Annotated in this window: 18 protein-coding genes; 13 read left to right on the top strand and 5 right to left on the bottom strand. The window is 39.9% G+C overall.

Annotation, left to right across the window (positions count from 1 at the left end):
* Positions 1-10: 10 nt before the first annotated feature.
* The 6 genes from HYG79_RS10825 to HYG79_RS10800 all read left to right on the top strand — a co-directional run bounded on the left by HYG79_RS10825 (position 11) and on the right by HYG79_RS10800 (position 5,463).
* Complete coding sequence (locus HYG79_RS10825) at positions 11-529, top strand: LptE family protein (protein ID WP_179242108.1); 519 nt, start codon at positions 11-13, stop codon at positions 527-529.
* A gap of 46 nt (positions 530-575) precedes the next feature.
* Entirely contained in the window at positions 576-1,496 is a 921-nt protein-coding gene (locus HYG79_RS10820) for a hypothetical protein (RefSeq protein WP_179242107.1), read from the top strand.
* 4 nt (positions 1,497-1,500) lie between these two features.
* The gene (secG, locus tag HYG79_RS10815) at positions 1,501-1,860 is read left to right on the top strand and encodes a preprotein translocase subunit SecG (protein ID WP_179242106.1); all 360 of its coding nucleotides are present in this window, start codon (positions 1,501-1,503) and stop codon (positions 1,858-1,860) included.
* Positions 1,861-2,001: 141 nt separating this feature from the next.
* Positions 2,002-2,280 carry a co-chaperone GroES gene (locus HYG79_RS10810; RefSeq protein ID WP_179242105.1) on the top strand — a complete coding sequence of 93 codons (279 nt, stop codon included), beginning with the start codon at positions 2,002-2,004 and terminating at the stop codon, positions 2,278-2,280.
* 131 nt (positions 2,281-2,411) lie between these two features.
* Positions 2,412-4,043 carry a chaperonin GroEL gene (groL, locus tag HYG79_RS10805; protein ID WP_179242104.1) on the top strand — a complete coding sequence of 544 codons (1,632 nt, stop codon included), beginning with the start codon at positions 2,412-2,414 and terminating at the stop codon, positions 4,041-4,043.
* Positions 4,044-4,248: 205 nt separating this feature from the next.
* Complete coding sequence (locus HYG79_RS10800; RefSeq protein WP_228027861.1) at positions 4,249-5,463, top strand: glycoside hydrolase family 18 protein; 1,215 nt, start codon at positions 4,249-4,251, stop codon at positions 5,461-5,463.
* A 154-nt stretch (positions 5,464-5,617) separates the two neighbouring features.
* Here HYG79_RS10800 and HYG79_RS10795 read toward each other — a convergent pair whose 3' ends face one another.
* The 4 genes from HYG79_RS10795 to HYG79_RS10780 form a co-directional block, all read right to left on the bottom strand.
* A complete protein-coding gene (locus HYG79_RS10795) occupies positions 5,618-5,974 on the bottom strand; it encodes a heavy-metal-associated domain-containing protein (protein WP_179242103.1) in 357 nt (118 codons plus the stop codon).
* An 18-nt stretch (positions 5,975-5,992) separates the two neighbouring features.
* Complete coding sequence (locus HYG79_RS10790) at positions 5,993-8,257, bottom strand: TonB-dependent receptor (protein ID WP_179242102.1); 2,265 nt, start codon at positions 8,255-8,257, stop codon at positions 5,993-5,995.
* A 10-nt stretch (positions 8,258-8,267) separates the two neighbouring features.
* A complete protein-coding gene (locus tag HYG79_RS10785; protein WP_179242101.1) occupies positions 8,268-9,014 on the bottom strand; it encodes a heavy-metal-associated domain-containing protein in 747 nt (248 codons plus the stop codon).
* A 111-nt stretch (positions 9,015-9,125) separates the two neighbouring features.
* Positions 9,126-9,545, bottom strand: coding sequence for an HYC_CC_PP family protein (locus HYG79_RS10780; protein WP_179242100.1), 420 nt, complete (start codon positions 9,543-9,545; stop codon positions 9,126-9,128).
* A 158-nt stretch (positions 9,546-9,703) separates the two neighbouring features.
* On the opposite strand from HYG79_RS10780, the gene HYG79_RS10775 reads away from it, so the two are divergent.
* From HYG79_RS10775 to rodA, 7 genes are all read left to right on the top strand, one after another.
* On the top strand, positions 9,704-10,138 hold the full coding sequence (locus HYG79_RS10775; RefSeq protein WP_394367022.1) for a GAF domain-containing protein: 435 nt from the start codon (positions 9,704-9,706) through the stop codon (positions 10,136-10,138).
* Between the two features lie 92 nt (positions 10,139-10,230).
* The gene (purH, locus tag HYG79_RS10770) at positions 10,231-11,763 is read left to right on the top strand and encodes a bifunctional phosphoribosylaminoimidazolecarboxamide formyltransferase/IMP cyclohydrolase (protein ID WP_179242098.1); all 1,533 of its coding nucleotides are present in this window, start codon (positions 10,231-10,233) and stop codon (positions 11,761-11,763) included.
* A gap of 55 nt (positions 11,764-11,818) precedes the next feature.
* Positions 11,819-12,847, top strand: a complete 1,029-nt coding sequence (locus HYG79_RS10765) for a rod shape-determining protein (RefSeq protein ID WP_179242097.1) — start codon at positions 11,819-11,821, stop codon at positions 12,845-12,847.
* 70 nt (positions 12,848-12,917) lie between these two features.
* Complete coding sequence (gene mreC, locus HYG79_RS10760) at positions 12,918-13,736, top strand: rod shape-determining protein MreC (protein WP_179242096.1); 819 nt, start codon at positions 12,918-12,920, stop codon at positions 13,734-13,736.
* Positions 13,726-14,232: a rod shape-determining protein MreD gene (locus tag HYG79_RS10755; RefSeq protein WP_179242095.1), complete on the top strand. Its 507-nt coding sequence runs from the start codon at positions 13,726-13,728 to the stop codon at positions 14,230-14,232. The genes mreC and HYG79_RS10755 overlap by 11 nt, the downstream gene beginning before the upstream one ends.
* A 39-nt stretch (positions 14,233-14,271) precedes the next feature.
* Positions 14,272-16,140: a penicillin-binding protein 2 gene (mrdA, locus tag HYG79_RS10750; protein WP_179242094.1), complete on the top strand. Its 1,869-nt coding sequence runs from the start codon at positions 14,272-14,274 to the stop codon at positions 16,138-16,140.
* Positions 16,130-17,413, top strand: coding sequence for a rod shape-determining protein RodA (gene rodA, locus HYG79_RS10745; RefSeq protein WP_179242093.1), 1,284 nt, complete (start codon positions 16,130-16,132; stop codon positions 17,411-17,413). The genes mrdA and rodA overlap by 11 nt, the downstream gene beginning before the upstream one ends.
* Here the strand turns inward: rodA and HYG79_RS10740 are convergent.
* Positions 17,410-18,216 carry a DNA/RNA non-specific endonuclease gene (locus tag HYG79_RS10740; protein WP_179242092.1) on the bottom strand — a complete coding sequence of 269 codons (807 nt, stop codon included), beginning with the start codon at positions 18,214-18,216 and terminating at the stop codon, positions 17,410-17,412. The two genes, rodA and HYG79_RS10740, sit on opposite strands and share 4 nt — an antisense overlap.
* Between the last annotated feature and the right edge of the window lie 46 nt (positions 18,217-18,262).

Genomic DNA, 18,262 nt, shown 5'->3' with positions numbered 1-18,262 from the left:
ATATTTTCATATGATCAAAAGAATATCCGTAGTGTTTTTTGTTTTTGTCATTTTGGGCATCAACGGTTGTGGGGCTTATAATTTTACTGGAGGAGATGTAGGTACTGCAAAAACTTTTCAAATACCACAATTTCAAAACTATGCGGGACAAAGTGTAGGCTCGACCATAGAACCGGGATTGGACAGGGATTTTACGCTAGCTCTGCAAGATGCCATACTCAACCAAACCAATCTGGATCTGGTAAGGTCCAACGGCGATCTGCTTTATGAGGGTGAAATTGTTGAATACCGTGTATCGCCCATGAGTGCTACGGCCGACCAGACCGCTGCACAAAATAGGTTGACCATAGGTGTAAACGTCCGTTTTTTTAATAACACAAAAGAAGATGCCGATTTTGAACAGCGCTTTTCCTTCTTTTTTGATTATCCTGCCAACACCCTGCTAGACGCCATAAAAAGTACGGCGCACGAAGAAATTTTTGAACGTATAACACAAGATATTTTTAACGCATCCTTAGCGGATTGGTAATGAGAGAACATATAGCGAAAAAGCACATATAGCATCTTGCAACATAATGAACGTAAAAGATTTTACATATTTACTTCAACAACCTGACACGGTAGTGCTTCCTGCCCAAACCAAACAATTGGAAGACGTTCTACAAGAATACCCTTATTTTCAGGCCGCACGTGCCGTTCATTTAAAAGGGCTTAAAAACCTCAACAGCTTTAAGTACAACAATGCCCTTAAAGCTACGGCCGCCCACACGACGGACAGAGAAGTGCTTTTTGATTTCATAACCTCCAAAGCATTTTTACAAAACAGTATTGCAGATACCATATCTGGCAGAAATACCGACTTTTACGAATCAGAGATTATATCGGAAGAAATAGTACCCAACGCTGAAGTGAAGACCATTCAAAATATGAATGTTGAAGACGAGCCGTTGCCAAGAAGTACAAAAGATGCCGAACAGATTTTAGACCCGTCACTTTTTAAGTCCAAAGACCCACAAATAGACAAGGATATTGCCGAAGCCAAACGTAAAAGTGAAACGGAATTGGAACTGGGAAAACCTTTGGCTTTTACAAAAAAGGAAAAGTATTCCTTCAAAGAATGGCTTCAGTTGACCTCTTTTAAAAAAATCGATAGGGCCAGCGATGCATCCGTTGAAAAAATAAAAGATGTTAAAACGAACATTGGTCAAAATCCGTCAAAAAAGAAAAAATTTGACCTAATCGATAAATTTATCGAAAACAATCCTAAAATTGTCCCAAAAGAAAAAACCGATATCAAGGTCAATATAAAAGAGTCCACAAAAATGGATTCCAATGAGTTGATGACCGAGACCTTGGCCAAGGTATATTTAGAACAAAAAAAATACAAGAAAGCCATACAGGCCTTCAAAATTTTAAGTTTGAAATATCCGGAAAAAAGTGGTTTCTTTGCAGACCGAATTAAAGCGGTGGAGAAATTACAAAAGGAAAATCAATAGATAAATGAGCACATTTACAATATTCTTGATACTGATTATCGTAGTAAGTTTATTACTTGTTTTGGTAATTATGGTACAAAACCCAAAAGGTGGCGGCTTATCATCTTCTTTTGGGGGAGGTGGCAACCAAGTCGTTGGCGGTGTAAAAAAAACGGGGGATTTTTTGGATAAAAGCACATGGACATTGGCCACACTTTTAATTGTCCTGATATTATTGTCAAACGTAGCCCTAAAAGGTAATTTTGGTGATGCCGATTCAAAACTGTTACAAGGTGACGATATTGAAAATACCACCCAAGATGCCTTACCCAATACAGATACACCCGCATCTGACGAGCCAAACCCATTAGACACCATACAATAAATATCCTATAAGATAAAATTGAATGCCAGCCTGTAATGACAAGCTGGCATTTTTGTTTTAACAATATGTCAGTTTTTAGGCAATGGCATAATTTCTGCCTAATGGATTAGAAGAATTTTAAAATTTAAAAACTATAATACTATGGCTAAAGTCAACATTAAACCATTAGCAGATAGAGTTCTTATAGAACCTATGGCTGCTGAGACCAAAACTGCATCAGGTATCATCATTCCGGATACAGCCAAAGAAAAACCTCAAAAAGGAAAAGTAATGGCTGTAGGCCCTGGGACCAAAGATGAAAAAATTACGGTAAAGGTCAATGATACCGTATTATACGGTAAATATGCCGGTACCGAATTAAAACTGGAAGGAAAAGATTACTTGATGATGCGCGAAAGTGATATCCTAGCTATCATATAATCATCCATTTACTTTTCATTCCCATGTGTAAACGGAATCAAAGTAGGGAACCTTTAAAACACTATAGAGTATAATTTAAAAGTTTATCGCCTTTGCGAGAAACGAGAAAGACATTAAAACAATAATTTATTATGGCAAAAGATATAAAATTTGATATTGACGCACGTGATGGTTTACGTAGAGGCGTTGATGCCTTGGCCAATGCGGTAAAGGTCACTTTAGGACCAAAAGGTAGAAATGTAATCATTAGCAAGTCATTTGGTGCTCCACAGGTGACCAAAGACGGTGTTACCGTTGCTAAGGAAATCGAGTTGAGCGATGCCTTGGAAAACATGGGTGCCCAAATGGTAAAAGAGGTAGCCTCTAAAACCAATGACCTGGCCGGTGATGGTACGACTACCGCAACTGTTTTGGCACAGTCTATCGTTAAAGAAGGATTGAAAAACGTAGCGGCGGGCGCCAACCCTATGGATTTGAAAAGAGGTATTGACAAAGCTGTTGAGGCAATCGTTGAAAACCTTTCAAAACAATCCAAAAAAGTAGGTGATTCTTCCGATAAGATAAAACAAGTGGCAGCAATCTCGGCAAACAATGATGATACCATCGGCGAGTTGATAGCACAAGCTTTTGGAAAGGTCGGTAAAGAAGGGGTTATCACAGTAGAAGAGGCCAAAGGGACCGATACGTATGTAGACGTTGTAGAAGGTATGCAATTTGACAGAGGATATCTTTCTCCTTACTTTGTGACAGACTCGGACAAAATGATTGCCGACTTGGAGAACCCTTACATTCTTTTATTCGACAAGAAAATTTCCAACCTTAACGAAATACTTCCAATTCTAGAACCCGTGGCACAATCCGGTAGACCTTTGCTAATCATTGCCGAAGATGTTGACGGACAAGCATTGGCCACGTTAGTGGTAAACAAGCTGAGAGGTGGCCTCAAAATCGCTGCCGTTAAGGCTCCAGGTTTTGGCGATAGAAGAAAAGCGATGTTAGAGGATATTGCCATTTTGACCGGTGGTACCGTAATTTCCGAGGAAAGAGGTTTCTCATTGGAAAATGCCTCTTTGGATATGTTGGGTACAGCTGCCTCGGTAACCGTAGACAAAGACAATACTACTATTGTTGATGGTGCAGGTGCCGCAAAGGACATCAAAGCGAGAGTAAATCAAATAAAATCCCAAATAGAGACTACTACTTCTGATTACGATAAGGAAAAACTACAGGAAAGACTCGCAAAATTAGCTGGTGGCGTAGCCGTACTTTATGTAGGTGCTGCTTCTGAAGTAGAAATGAAGGAGAAGAAAGACAGGGTTGACGATGCCCTACATGCAACGAGAGCTGCAGTGGAAGAAGGTATTGTTGCCGGTGGTGGTGTTGCTTTGGTAAGAGCAAAATCTATTTTGGCCAAAGTAAAGGCAGAAAATGCGGATGAAGAAACCGGGGTTCAAATTGTGGCCCGTGCCATTGAGTCGCCTTTGAGAACTATCGTCAGCAATGCTGGTGGTGAAGGTTCAGTAGTTGTTGCCAAAGTAGCGGACGGAAAAGGGGATTTTGGTTACGACGCCAAATCGGACAAATATGTTGACATGCTTAAATCGGGTATAATAGATCCCAAGAAAGTAACGCGAATAGCATTAGAGAATGCAGCTTCGGTTGCGGGTATGATCTTAACTACCGAATGTGCATTGACCGACATTAAAGAGGAAGCCCCAGCGGCACCTCCAATGGGCGGCGGCGGAATGCCTGGCATGATGTAATACCGAGCCAACAAAAGCAAGTATTGGCTTGATTACTTAAATATCACTTAAACACAAACCCTTGTTTTGAAAAATTTCAAAGCAAGGGTTTTATTTTTTGATTAAATATGGTCGTTTGTGCTTTCTAAAAAGCTCTCTATCTAAATAGCTATCTTTAAATAAGATGAAATTACTATATTCTAAGTTATATAGACATCGTAATCCTATGAAACATATCAAATTCTCTTCTATTGCCTTGGTAACAGTTTTCTTTTTTTCAATGGCTCCATTGTCCATTATCAATAATAATAATAATCCTGAAGAAAATACCATAGCGGTCATGGCCTACTACGTTCCGGAACGTGATTACGACCCGGAAAAACTACCCTTGGAACAATTGACCCATATCATATTTTCCTTTACCCATGTTATTGATGGAAAAATGCAGTTTAGGGATAAAGAGAATAGAGAGAAACTAGCCAAATTAGTAGCCCAACGCAAAAAACACCCGCAATTAAAGGTAATGATCGCATGTGGCGGTTGGGGTGCCGATGGTTTTTCGGATATGGCGCACACGAAAGCGAACAGGGAAAAGTTTGTGAAGAGCGTAGTTGATTTTAATACCGAGTTTCAACTTGACGGAATAGACATTGATTGGGAGTATCCTGCGATACCCGCAGCCGACACCAAAGCCAGACCAGAAGATAAACAAAACTTTACGTTACTGATGAAAGAACTGCGCCAAGGACTTAATACGTTGAAAAGAAAACAGACCCTGACTTTTGCATCAGCAGGGTGGAAACGATATTATCAAAACATTGAACTAAAAGAAGTAATGCAATATGCAGATTTCATGAACATTATGACATATGACCAAATTGGTTCAACGTCACCTTTTACGGGACACCACACCGCATTGGGACATATTGGGGAAGAAGATATACAAGCTACACCGGCTTGGGAATATGTTCTACAGCGTAAAGAAGCTATGAAAAAACGCGGTTATACCTACAACGGCTCCAGATCGGCCGAAAAAATCACGGATTACTGTATTGCAAATGGGGTAAAAGCTGAGCAAATAGTCATTGGTGCTGCTTTTTACGGTAGAGCCTGGAAAGGAGTCCCACCAAAAAATAATGGCCTTTACCAGCCTAACTCCGGTTCTTACATCGGTTGGAGCGCTTATCGTCAAATACGCGAAGAATTTGAAGCGGACGAAAAGTATAAAAGACATTTTGATTCTGTAGCAAAAGCACCTTATCTATATAATGCTACAGATAGTATTTTTATAAGTTATGACGATACGGTATCGGTTAGGCTAAAAACCGAATACTCATTAAAAAAGAAATTGGGAGGTATCATGTTTTGGGAGTTGGGGAATGACACAAAACAAGAAAATAGCCTTTTAAAAGCTATTCATGATGCTTCATTAAGAAATTGACACAAATAAGCATTACCGAAATCATAAAAGTCCAAACAATCGTATGAATTTTTTTTGCCATTTCCAAAAAGACAATCCCCTGTTTAAATATTATACAGGGGATGTTAAACTATACATTTACAGCCATTCTTCAGTTAATTAAATAACCGTTACGTTAATGGGTATTACTATCATCTGAATCGTCATCACGATATTTACAACAAGGGTGCACACTGTCGTATGCCTCTTTGCTGGCCTTTAGCTCTTTAGTATCATGACCTACGGCCACCAAAGCTGTTTTCACCTTCATGGGGTCGGTTTTACGTTCATCGATAATCAATGATAACTGGTGCGAAGGGATATCCCATAAGGCGTATTTAACACCTTTTACACCTAAGGCTGCCTTTTCAATACGTGTTTTGCACATATCACACTTTCCATCTACTTCTATGGTAAGTTTTTTGTTCTTTTCTTGTGAAAAAGTCAGCACGGTCGACAGAGCGAATATCAAGGTTAAAATAGAATTTTTCATTTTATGAATATTGAATTTTTATAATTTATATCTAAATCCCGTGTAAAACATACGCCCCATTATGGGAGCATATACAATACTGGTATCAAAATTTGCGCCAAAAGGATTATCCGCTCCCAAAACCGGGTTAGGTTGCCTAAAATTAGTTAAATTTTCCCCACCAAGGTATACTTCAAATTTTTCTGAAAACACTTTGGTAATTTGCGCGTTCATTAAACTATACCCTTCCGCGAACTCACCCAACCGAAACTGGGGCGGATTTACATCTGTATTCGGCAATCGTTGTTCGCCAAGGGCATGTAAGGTGTAATCAAACTTCCACTGGCTACCTTTCTTGGTACTATCGGTCTCATAACCTAAGTTGACGAAAAATCGGTTTTGCGCCTGTAATGGCTTCTGTAAGCGACCTGAGCGATAATCGGTCTTTACATCATAATACTTATAAGCCGTTCGGAGTTCCAAGTTTTCCAGAATTTCATGGTTAACTTCAATTTGAAAGCTATTGGCATAGCTCTCGCCTTCTAAATTATAAAAAGATATCGTTCTGGGATTTTCCCAATCTACCACTATTTGGTTCTTAAAATCAGTTCTATAAAAATCAAACGTAATATTTCCCGGTCTGTCCAAAAAGGTAAATCCCTGCAAAAAGCTTATACCATAGTTCCAGGCGTCCTCGGCATCCAATCCATAAATATTTCCGCCATTACCCGTTAGTTGCAATTGGCGTGCCGAAGCAAAAAATTGTTGGTTTTCGGCAAAGATATTGGCAGCTCTCCTACCCCGTCCTATGGAACCCCTTAGACTCCCCAATTCCCAGGGAGTATAACGAATATGAAACCTTGGCGTCACAAAAGTCCCCAAACGGTTATGGCTATCAATTCGAAGTCCGGCGGTAAAACTCAGTTTTTCAAGGTTCTCATAACTATACTCGAAAAATGCCCCTGCCGATACATCATCCCTATTAAAGTTTTGGGTATTTACCAGTTCATCGTATGAATCGTATGCAAAGGTAAGCCCTGTTTTGAACGTATTGCGTGTATCGCCTATTATGGAATTAAAAATTGCGTTGGAATACAGGCTTTTATGGTCAATATTATATTGGTTAATACCATAATAAGCTTCTTGTTTATGATTGCTGTACGATGCTTGAAAACCGAAACTTTGAAAAGGGAGTTCCGGAAAAACGTATCCTAACTTTACAGAAGAATCAAAACGGCGGGTATCAATCTCGCTGCCCCATGCTTCGGCTCCTGTTAGTGACGGGGCGTCAGTCGGCATTAATCTATCCGTATCGGGATTGTAATTGGTTTGGCCCACCTGTTTTTCATCGTTCAAAAAACGAAGATTCAAAAAGCTGACCCAGCCCGTTTCCGGATTTTGATATTGCCAGCGGTTCATCACGTTTATCTGCTCCGCAAGCGGCGCATCCAAAAATCCGTCACCATTTCTATCTTCTTTTTGGCTTCTTAAGTTACCGTGCAAATACAGGCCCGTGCTCCATTTATCCGAAAGTTTATGGTTGATATGGGTATTCAGTTCCATTCGGCCGTTTTGGTTGGCATAACCATTAACGAACAAACGCTTATCGGTAAATGGCTTTACCAACTCCGTATTAATTTGACCCGAAATACTCTCATAACCATTAACTACACTCCCAGCCCCTTTTGTGATTTGGATGCTCTCCACCCAAGTTCCGGGTGTAAACGTTAACCCGTAAGCTTGGGATGCGCCCCTGACCATAGGAATATTTTCTTGGGTAATCAACAAATACGGACTCGTAAGGCCCAACATTTGTATTTGTTTGGTGCCTGTTAAGGCATCTGAGAAATTAACATCGATAGCCGGGTTGGTCTCAAAACTTTCGGACAGGTTACAACAGGCTGCCTTTAAAAGTTCGGCACTATTTATGGTCACTACATTTTGAGCACTTAAAAAGGTCTTGCTTACGGCATCCCGCTCTTTTTGCACCACAACCTCATTCAACGCATTGGAAGCTTTTAAAAAATGATGTATGGTCTTAGGGGTTTTTATTAACAGTGTGTCCGACTCAAAGCCAACATAGCTAATGATCAAACGGTTATGCTTTTCTGAAAAAGGAATGCTGAACATACCCTCTTCGTTGGTAATGGTCCCTATTTGGGAGTTCATCCAGTACACATTTGCACCGGGGAGACCTATGTGCTTGCCTTGGGGGCCAGACTCCATGACCATACCATCTATTTTATCCTGAGCCTGCGTCCAAAACGCAAGCACGCTAGATAACAATACAATATACTTTTTCATCTACCTTGTTTTAAACTGTTTGAAAAAGCATGGTTATCGCCATAACCAACATAATGGCATTCTCGATAAAAGTAGCCTCGGTCATGGGTAGCTTGAGCGCTGTTCCCAAGCAGGCACAGCGAATGGATTTTTTATCCAGCAAAGTCTTTGTTACCCCAACGGTAGTTATCCCTAAAATCACTATGGTAGCTATCAAGGCCAAAGTCACTTGAAGGCGCATCAAAAACAGCAGCCCCAAAATCAGCTCCAAAAAAGGATATACCCGGCCGTAAGCAGGAATGGCCTTTGCCAACGGGTCGTACATTCGAAAACTATCGGGAAATCCTTTTAAATCCAACAACTTAAAAAAGCTAAAGACAATGTAAAACAATCCCATGAAGTCGAGCATCGCTTCGTAAATACTCCAGTCCTTATAATTCAGTAAAAAGGCCGCCGAGAACAGGTATAAAAAAATTAGCAACAATGGTTTTAACTGTTGCAACTTTGTTGGCTCACTTTCTTTTTCTTTTTTAAGTAGGTTAGAGTTCAATGCTTTGGATGCAGCTTCTTCACTTTTTTTGTCAGTAATCGAATATTTGTCCGGAAGTGCTGATTTAAAAATATCCAGGCCAATATGCTCTCGCATGGTTATTTGGGCTTCGGATTTTTCAAGATTTACCTCAACATTTTGAACTCCAGAGACTTTGGATATTTTTTCAGTAACCGATGCTACGCATCCGCCGCAGGTCATTCCTGTTATTATATATGTGTGTTTCATTATAATTTAGATTTATATCATTCCTGAAAAACAGGATTTTTTTCAATTTTAAATAATACTATGCATGAAAAGTATAGCCTTTTCAAGAAATTTTAAATAAAAAGATATAAATCAAATCAAGAAAACTTCATCCAACAGTTGGATGTCTTTCACCAATATTGGGGGAGGATAAATATTGTCCGAAACGGAAGATTCCGTTTCAAAGTAAAATACATGTATGAAAGCTGAGGAAAGAGCAACCAAAAACTGTTGCTTTTTCAAAGAAAGATCTTCAAAAGTGTTTTTTAAGGTATCTTGGCCTTCCACTACTTCGATCTCATTGTCGCAACATCCCTTTTCAATGGTATTTTCTTTCGAATCTTTGGTTTCTGATGAAGACATGAGCATACTACAACTATCAGGTTCCGAAAAAACTGCTACATCTATCAAATGACCCATGCAGTAATGCTTTTCCACTTTCCAAGAGGTGGTGGAAACCAATAGCAAAAGTGCCATGAACAACGAAAATATTTTATGGATGTAATGCTTCATTTTGACAAAATTACGAAATATCAAGCTTGTTTGTTCAAAACGGATACCTCCTTAACGAATATTTATAAATGATAGTATTTGTTAGTTTTCATATAAAAATCGACTTTTGGGTTATCTAAAAATAAGTAGATATGCATGATTCCTTACGCCCCAGAGTTATGGCGATCCTAAATGAAAATAGGCAGACCCATTTTAAATTACAGCAAATATGCGAACTTCTTAAAGAAAATATTGACCATTACGATTGGGTAGGTTTCTATTTTAAAAATGGAGATAAGGATGAGCTAAAACTAGGGCCTTATGCCGGCGAACCTACGGATCATACCATAATTCCGTTCGGAAAAGGCATATGTGGGCAGGTTGCGGTTAGTAATCAGAATTTTGTAGTCCCTGATGTTCAAGCACAGGATAACTACATCGCCTGCAGCATTACCGTAAAGGCAGAAATCGTAGTCCCTTTATTTGTAAACGGTGAGAATATAGGACAAATAGATATTGACTCCAATACGCCCGATCCGTTCACCGCAGAAGACGAGCGCTTTTTGGAATTTGTGAACCAACAAGTGGCCGGTATACTTACCAAGACGGTTTAAAACTTTTGGGGTTTTGTTGATAACCTGAACCAAAATACACTATTAAAAAATATACTTTTGTGTGCTTAATCAGTAACCATAAGCACACACCAATGAGCAGCGTCAAAAAAGCAACCTCGGCCTTAATTTCGGTATTTCACAAAGATGGATTAGAACCCTTGGTCAAAAAATTTCAAGAGCTTGGTATTACCATTTATTCCACGGGCGGCACCGAAAAATTTATAAAAAACTTAGGGGTTGACGTTATTCCCGTAGAGGATGTGACTAGCTATCCGTCAATTCTAGGTGGGCGTGTAAAAACATTACATCCAAAGGTTTTTGGGGGTATTTTAAATCGCCAGGACAATGAGGATGATATAGCACAGCTAGATGAGTTTGGGATTCCCCAATTGGATATTGTAATCGTTGACCTATATCCATTCGAGAAAACGGTTACCAGCGGTGCATCTGAACAAGAAATCATCGAAAAAATTGATATCGGGGGAATATCGCTCATCCGCGCCGCCGCCAAAAACTACAAAGACGTACTTTGTGTATCGTCAATGGAGGATTATGCAGAAGTTCTGGAGATGATTACATCTGGAAACGGGAGTACCAGCTTGGAAGATAGAAAACGCTTTGCCACAAAGTCCTTCAACATCTCTTCTCACTACGATACCGCCATTTTTAATTATTTTAACAACGATAAAAAAGAGACGGTTTTAAAAATAAGTGAAACCAAGGGACGGGTTCTCAGGTACGGTGAAAACCCACACCAAAAAGGATATTTCTTTGGGGATTTCGAAGCAATGTTCTCTAAACTTCATGGCAAAGAGCTTTCTTACAATAATCTATTGGATGTTGATGCCGCCGTACTATTGATGCAGGAATTTAAAGGCGATGCACCTACTTTTGCCATTCTTAAACACAACAACGCCTGTGGGTTGGCGCAACGCAAAACGATTCACGAAGCATATGTAGATGCCTTGGCGGGTGACCCGGTTTCCGCTTTTGGGGGCATTTTGATAAGCAATGTAGAAATCGATAAAGCAACGGCAGAAGAAATTCACCAACTGTTCTGTGAGGTCGTCATCGCCCCAAGATATTCCGCTGATGCCTTGGAGATATTGAAAGGGAAGAAAAATAGAATCATTCTGATACAGAACGATGTGGCCTTACCGGAAACTATTGTAAGGACTTGCTTGAACGGTATTTTGGTGCAGGATAAAGACCACAAGACCGACACTGTTGCCGACTTGACCTATGCGACGGACAAAAAGCCATCGGAACGTGAACTTGAGGACCTTATTTTTGCTTCCAAACTATGCAAGCACACAAAATCAAATACCATTGTTTTGGCAAAAAACAAACAACTCTGCGCTAGCGGAACAGGGCAAACCTCACGTGTAGATGCGCTCAATCAAGCCATTCACAAAGCCAATTCCTTTAAGTTTGATTTGAACGGTGCCGTAATGGCCAGCGATGCTTTCTTTCCTTTTCCGGACTGTGTCGAAATCGCGGATAAAGCCGGTATCACCAGCGTAATTCAACCGGGGGGCTCTATTAAGGATCAGTTGAGTATAGATTATTGCAATGAAAACGGAATTGCGATGGTAATGACCGGCACCCGTCATTTTAAACATTAATTTTACTACTTTTACCGATTAAATATACCTTTAATCCGAAACCAAACAAAGTAGCATGGGATTTTTTGATTTCTTAACCGAGGAAATAGCCATAGATTTAGGTACGGCGAACACCCTTATCATTCATTTGGACAAAGTTGTTGTAGACAGTCCATCTATTGTTGCAAGGGATAGAATTAGTGGCAAAATAATTGCGGTTGGCAAAGAAGCCAATATGATGCAAGGAAAAACCCATGAAAACATAAAAACGATCAGACCTTTAAAAGATGGTGTAATCGCAGATTTTGACGCATCCGAAAAGATGATCAATATGTTCATCAAAAACATTCCTGCATTAAAGAAAAAATGGTTTCCGCCTGCCCTCAGGATGGTCATTTGTATACCCTCTGGCATTACCGAGGTAGAAATGCGTGCGGTAAAAGAATCTGCCGAGCGAGTAAACGGCAAGGAAGTTTATTTGATACATGAGCCTATGGCAGCTGCTATCGGTATTGGGCTTGATATCATGCAACCTAAAGGAAACATGATCGTGGATATCGGTGGTGGTACTACTGAAATTGCCGTTATCGCCTTGGGCGGAATCGTTTGTGACAAATCCGTTAAGATTGCCGGTGATGTCTTTACGAACGACATCATTTATTACATGCGTACCCAACACAACCTTTATGTGGGCGAGAGTACAGCCGAAGCCATAAAAATTGAAATCGGTTCCGCTACCGAAGATTTACAATCCCCACCGGACGAAAAATCGGTACAAGGGCGCGACCTATTGACCGGAAAACCAAAACAAGTACAGATTTCCTATCGCGAAATCGCAAAAGCGCTGGATAAATCCATTCTTCGTGTCGAAGATGCGGTAATGGAAACCCTATCTCAGACCCCACCAGAATTGGCAGCCGATATTTACAATACCGGTATATATTTGGCAGGAGGTGGCTCTATGTTAAGAGGCCTGGACAGAAGGCTTTCACAAAAAACAGATTTACCGGTATATATTGCCGAAGACCCGCTAAGGGCCGTTGTACGTGGTACCGGAATCGCCTTGAAGAATTTGGAACGGTATAAAAGCATTCTTATTAAATAGTCTCGGCTTCGGTTTTTCATACCTGCTACAGTTAAGGTATTCTTTTTTGACGTATTAAAATTAGAAGTGAATGCAGCAAATCATCAATTTTATTTTAAGATATAAAACTTCGTTGCTTTATTTCTTATTGATGACCATTGCCTTAGCCTTTACCATAAACTCGCACTCGTACCACCAATCAAAATTTTTTAATTCTGCCAATTGGTTTACGGGAAACATTTACAGCACATCCAAAGGAATAACCGATTATTTTAACCTTAAGGAGGAAAACAGGATACTTCTTGAAGAGAACAAACGATTGAGAAATATTGTCTTCAATCAAAAAACATTGGACAGTATTGCGTTAGACACTGCAAATATCAACTACACCGTTACCGCGGCACATGTTGTCAAGAACAGTTTTTCCAATCCTAGAAACTATGTTACCATTGATGTGGGAAAGCGTAATAATATAGAACAGGATATGGGTGTAATCACTACCAAAGGGATATTGGGCATCGTGGAAAATACATCCAATAAATTTTCATCAGTTCAGAGTATATTAAATGAAAATTCCAATATCAATGCAAAAGTAAAAGGCACTAACCATTTTGGCTCGCTGGTATGGGATGGGGACGATTATACCACGGTTCAACTTATTGATATTCCCCGATTGGCCAAATTAACCGTAGGCGATACAATAGTAACGGGTGCAATGAGCAGTATATTCCCCGAAAACGTACCTATTGGGATTATAAAGAAATTTGACCTCAACGTTTCAAAAAGTTTTTACAGTATTGACGTTCAGCTGTTCAATGATATGACCAACATCAAAAATGTGTACGTTATTGGCAACTTGAACAAGGCCGAAGTAAAACAATTGGAAGCAGAAACCGAAAATGACCAGTAATTATTTTAGAAATATCATCCGTTTTTCATTGCTTGCGCTTGTACAGGTCCTCATCTTTAATAGGATGAATTTTTTTGGTTTTATAAACCCGATGGTCTACATCCTATTTCTTTATTGGTATCCTATCAAAGAAAATAGAGCGCTCTTTTTGGCGACTGGTTTCTTGCTTGGTTTCACCATAGACGTTTTTTCCGATACCTTGGCCCTACATTCTGCGGCAACGGTCACAATAGCCTACCTAAGACCTACCATAATGCGGTTTGTTTTTGGGGTAAACTACGAGTTTCAAAATTTTAAGTTAAGTAATAGCACTACGGCACAACAAATTACGTTTTTGGCGTTATTGATAATAGCACATCATTTGGTATTTTTTGTATTGGAAATATTTAGTTTGGCCAACTTCTTGTTAATTTTAAAGAAAGTTTTTGCGACCGTTGCCGCATCATTGATATTATGCCTATTGTTAAGGTCACTTTTTACCGAAGCCAAGGAATAAGAAAATACATCGTCAAATTAGAAAAAAACTTCATCACCGATGAAAAAACTACTGCTATCGTCAATAATCGTAATTATAGGTGTAACCTTTATCGGGAGGTTATCTTATTTACAGATCTTTAGCTTTTCGCCGGACAATATCATAGAGGACACTGCTATTAAACGAATTTACGATTATCCAGAGCGAGGGTATATTTACGATAGAAACGGTAAACTTTTGGTAGCGAACCAACCTGCATATGATGTGATGGTCATCCCAAGGGAAGTCGAACCGTTTGATACCTTGGAGTTTTGCAACCTATTGGGAATCGATAAGGAAAAATTTGTTAAAGAACTGAAAAAAGCTAGAATCTACTCACCTCGGCTACCCTCGGTCTTAGTGCCCCAATTGTCTAAAGAAGATTATGCCCGACTTCAGGAAAAAATGCGCAAATACGACGGTTTTTATATCCAAAAGCGATCGTTGCGCTATTATGACACGAAAGCTGCGGCCAATGTGCTGGGGTATATCAGTGAGGTCAATGAGAGAGATTTACAAAAAAACAAGTATTACGAGCAAGGCGAACTAAAAGGAAGAACTGGAGTAGAAAAATACTATGAAGAATTGTTACGTGGCAGAAAAGGCGTACAGTACATTCAAAAGGACAGATTTAATAGGGTAATCGGCCCTTACAAGGAAGGTATATATGACACACTCCCCGAACAAGGGAAAGAAATAGGACTTACGCTGGACAAGGTTCTTCAAGAATACGGAGAAAGTCTCATGCACGGTAAACGTGGTGGTATCGTCGCCATAGAACCAAGTTCCGGTGAGATTCTCGCGATGATATCCGGCCCTTCATACGATCCTTCGTTGTTGGTAGGCAGAAAACGATCTAGAAACTACACAGAACTTTATTATGATAGTATAGCCAAACCACTTTTTGACCGATCTATCTCCGCCGAAGGTTCTCCCGGCTCTCCATTCAAAACCTTGAATGCCTTGGTAGCCCTACAGGAAGGGGTAATACAACCCAATACACAAATTAGATGCTACAATGGTTTTTACGTGGGGAAAAATAAAAAGGGATGCCATTGCGGTGGTGGCCTGCGAAATATGAACAGTGGTATCTATAATTCTTGCAATGCCTATTTTGCCGGTACATTCAGAAAAATTTATGAAAAATTCGAGACTACCGATCAAGGTATGGATGTTTGGGAGAAACACATCAAAAGCTTTGGTCTGGGCGACTATTTAGGTTCCGATATTTATACAGGTAGAAAGGGAAGAATACCGGGCAAGGAATTTTATGACAAATGGTACGGCGATAACAGATGGTCATCCTCTTTTATAATCTCAAACGCTATTGGGCAAGGCGAAGTGGCGGCAACGCCCTTACAATTGGCCAATATGACCGCTGCCATAGCGAATAGAGGGCATTTTTATACGCCCCATCTTTTGAAACAGGTAAACGGCGAGGATATTACCGTGAAAGAATATACAGAGCCAAAACACACTACAATTGATAAAAAGCATTTTGAACACGTAGTGCAAGGCATGGCTGATGTATATACTAAAGGAACCGCAAAATGGGTAAGGGTTCCTGGAATAGATATTGCCGGAAAAACAGGTACCGTTGAAAATTTTACCAAAATCGATGGGGAACGTGTTCAATTGACCGACCATTCGGTTTTTGTTGCTTTCGCCCCCGTTGACAAACCGAAGATAGCACTTGCCGTATACATTGAAAACGGATATTATGGAGCTAGATATGCAGGCCACATCGCATCCCTGCTGATAGAAAAATACATAAAAGGGGAAATCACAAGAAAGGATTTGGAACAACGCATGTTGGAAAAAACCTTGGAACATGAATATGCCAAGCCCTATAGCGGAGAACCGTTCAAGATAAACGAATATGCCTGGTAAAAGTGTCCTTAAACGTATTGATTGGCTCACCGTTTTGCTTTATCTTTTATTAGTTGCCATAGGATGGACCAATATATACTCCAGTACATTTTCCGAAGAAAGTTCATCAATATTTGATTTTGGACAACTGTATGGCAAGCAATTCTTCTTTATAGGGGTAAGTTTTGCCGCCATAGTCGTTATTCTAGCCTTGGAAGCCAGTTTTTATGAGCGTTTTGCCAGCATTCTATATATTGTTTCCATGGTTTCCCTGCTCGGGCTGTTCCTCTTTGGCAAAACTATAGCGGGAGCGACCTCATGGTACGATCTTGGCTTTTTTAACCTACAGCCCTCTGAATTTGCAAAAGTGGCCACAGCATTGGCTCTTGCCAAATACCTAAGTGATATCCAAACCGATATCAAGCGAAGAAAAGACCAGCTCTACGCCTTTCTCATTATTTTGATACCAGCCATATTGATTGTTCCGCAACCTGATCCTGGTAGTGCCTTGGTATTTTTTTCATTGGTATTTGTTCTTTTTAGGGAAGGTGTTCCTACATTTTATTTGGGAATCGGTATTTTGGCCATTTTGGTATTCGTGACCACCTTGATGTTCGGCACCATATGGGTAGGCATTGTTCTGGGGCTTTTGCTGATACTTTTTTTATTACTTAAAAAATCATCTTTTAAGGCGCCCATACTCCCACTACTGTCATTTTTGGTTATTGCCGTTTTATTTTCCTTGTCGGTCAACTTTGTATTCAACAATGTTTTTGAACAACGACATAGAGATCGGTTCAGCTTATGGCTACGCTTGGAAAAAGACCCAAAAAAACTGGAACAGATACGTAAAACCATTGGGTATAACACATACCAATCTGAAAAAGCTATTGAATCCGGAGGGTTTTTTGGTAAAGGTTTTTTGGAAGGCACCCGTACCAAAGGTGATTTTGTACCGGAACAGCACACCGATTATATTTTTAGCACTGTTGGCGAAGAATGGGGTTTTATGGGAACAGCGACCGTTATCTTGATTTTTACCTTATTGTTTTTAAGATTGATTTATCTGGCAGAGCGGCAAAAACTTGCGTTTAGCAGAATGTACGGCTACGGGGTGATCTCTATTTTGTTCATCCATTATTTTATAAATGTGGGAATGGTCATAGGGGTACTACCCACTATTGGGATTCCCTTGCCATTTTTTAGTTACGGTGGGTCAGGATTACTGTTTTTTACAGTTTTGCTTTTTGTCTTTTTAAAGTTGGACTCCAACAGGCTTAAGGAATATCTTTAGAATTCCCAACCTGATTTCTTTACAGAACCCTCCAAATCGCTTTGTTGACCATCCGACAAGTTCGGAAAAAAGTCTATCCCCGTTTTTTTTTCGATAACATCAATAGGTACTAAAAAGCTTTCCAAGAATATATCACTGGGTGCATTCCGCATCAAGAATCCTACGGCTTTGATGTTGTTTCCTTTCCCCCTTGAAATAACCTTGTAAAAATATTGGGGTACATCAACATCTTCCTCACCAATTTCTTCAAGCCCTTTTTCTAGAACACCCCCTGTAACTACCAAAAGTTCCCCATGCTGCTTTGCCCAAAACCTTGTTTGCATCTCCAATCGGTTCCAGACCCCTGCATTGAATTCCCTATTCTGCGGACTAATGTTGCTCGTGTAGAAAGTTTCATTGTAGGCCTGCTCGGAAAAACGCCTGTCACCCGCTGGGCACAAATGCCCCCTATCATAACCTGAGCCCTTGTAATTACGCCAATCTGCAGATTTTGTCTTTACTTTTGGATCTTCGATAAAATAAGGGCGTTTTCTATCGTCATTGGTCAAATGTTCCCGTTTTAGGTAATAGGCCACCCATTCTGCCTGTTCATAAGGTTCGTTATAGGATAACATGTAGTAATTGTGCGAAACAATGGCACCTGTTGTGGACGTAGGCATTAGTTTGTTTAACATTGCCCTTTTAAAACCTGTTTGATCAGCCGTGGTATCAGAATACGTATCTGGTGTATAAAAATTCTCGAACAACCAAAAACCTACAATACATACTAAAATCAATAGCGTATAGACATTTCTTCTTTTCATTCACAAAGTTGTTTTTAAAAACAAAGCCCTAACTTTTATTTAAGTT

Origin of the sequence: Costertonia aggregata (assembly GCF_013402795.1) — a bacterium.
Classification (GTDB): domain Bacteria; phylum Bacteroidota; class Bacteroidia; order Flavobacteriales; family Flavobacteriaceae; genus Costertonia; species Costertonia aggregata.
The sequence above is the reverse complement of the archived record's forward strand: the minus strand, read 5'-3'. Positions and strand labels throughout refer to the sequence as shown.

Coding starts and splice junctions, on each gene's coding strand:
- HYG79_RS10795 (WP_179242103.1), bottom strand. CDS start 5,974: ATGAAAAATTCTATTTTAACCTTGATATTCGCTCTGTCGACCGTGCTG.
- mrdA (WP_179242094.1), top strand. CDS start 14,272: ATGAAAAAACTACTGCTATCGTCAATAATCGTAATTATAGGTGTAACC.
- secG (WP_179242106.1), top strand. CDS start 1,501: ATGAGCACATTTACAATATTCTTGATACTGATTATCGTAGTAAGTTTA.
- HYG79_RS10740 (WP_179242092.1), bottom strand. CDS start 18,216: ATGAAAAGAAGAAATGTCTATACGCTATTGATTTTAGTATGTATTGTA.
- HYG79_RS10775 (WP_394367022.1), top strand. CDS start 9,704: ATGGCGATCCTAAATGAAAATAGGCAGACCCATTTTAAATTACAGCAA.
- HYG79_RS10785 (WP_179242101.1), bottom strand. CDS start 9,014: ATGAAACACACATATATAATAACAGGAATGACCTGCGGCGGATGCGTA.
- mreC (WP_179242096.1), top strand. CDS start 12,918: ATGCAGCAAATCATCAATTTTATTTTAAGATATAAAACTTCGTTGCTT.
- HYG79_RS10790 (WP_179242102.1), bottom strand. CDS start 8,257: ATGAAAAAGTATATTGTATTGTTATCTAGCGTGCTTGCGTTTTGGACG.
- HYG79_RS10820 (WP_179242107.1), top strand. CDS start 576: ATGAACGTAAAAGATTTTACATATTTACTTCAACAACCTGACACGGTA.
- HYG79_RS10825 (WP_179242108.1), top strand. CDS start 11: ATGATCAAAAGAATATCCGTAGTGTTTTTTGTTTTTGTCATTTTGGGC.
- HYG79_RS10755 (WP_179242095.1), top strand. CDS start 13,726: ATGACCAGTAATTATTTTAGAAATATCATCCGTTTTTCATTGCTTGCG.
- HYG79_RS10780 (WP_179242100.1), bottom strand. CDS start 9,545: ATGAAGCATTACATCCATAAAATATTTTCGTTGTTCATGGCACTTTTG.
- groL (WP_179242104.1), top strand. CDS start 2,412: ATGGCAAAAGATATAAAATTTGATATTGACGCACGTGATGGTTTACGT.
- rodA (WP_179242093.1), top strand. CDS start 16,130: ATGCCTGGTAAAAGTGTCCTTAAACGTATTGATTGGCTCACCGTTTTG.
- purH (WP_179242098.1), top strand. CDS start 10,231: ATGAGCAGCGTCAAAAAAGCAACCTCGGCCTTAATTTCGGTATTTCAC.
- HYG79_RS10800 (WP_228027861.1), top strand. CDS start 4,249: ATGAAACATATCAAATTCTCTTCTATTGCCTTGGTAACAGTTTTCTTT.
- HYG79_RS10765 (WP_179242097.1), top strand. CDS start 11,819: ATGGGATTTTTTGATTTCTTAACCGAGGAAATAGCCATAGATTTAGGT.
- HYG79_RS10810 (WP_179242105.1), top strand. CDS start 2,002: ATGGCTAAAGTCAACATTAAACCATTAGCAGATAGAGTTCTTATAGAA.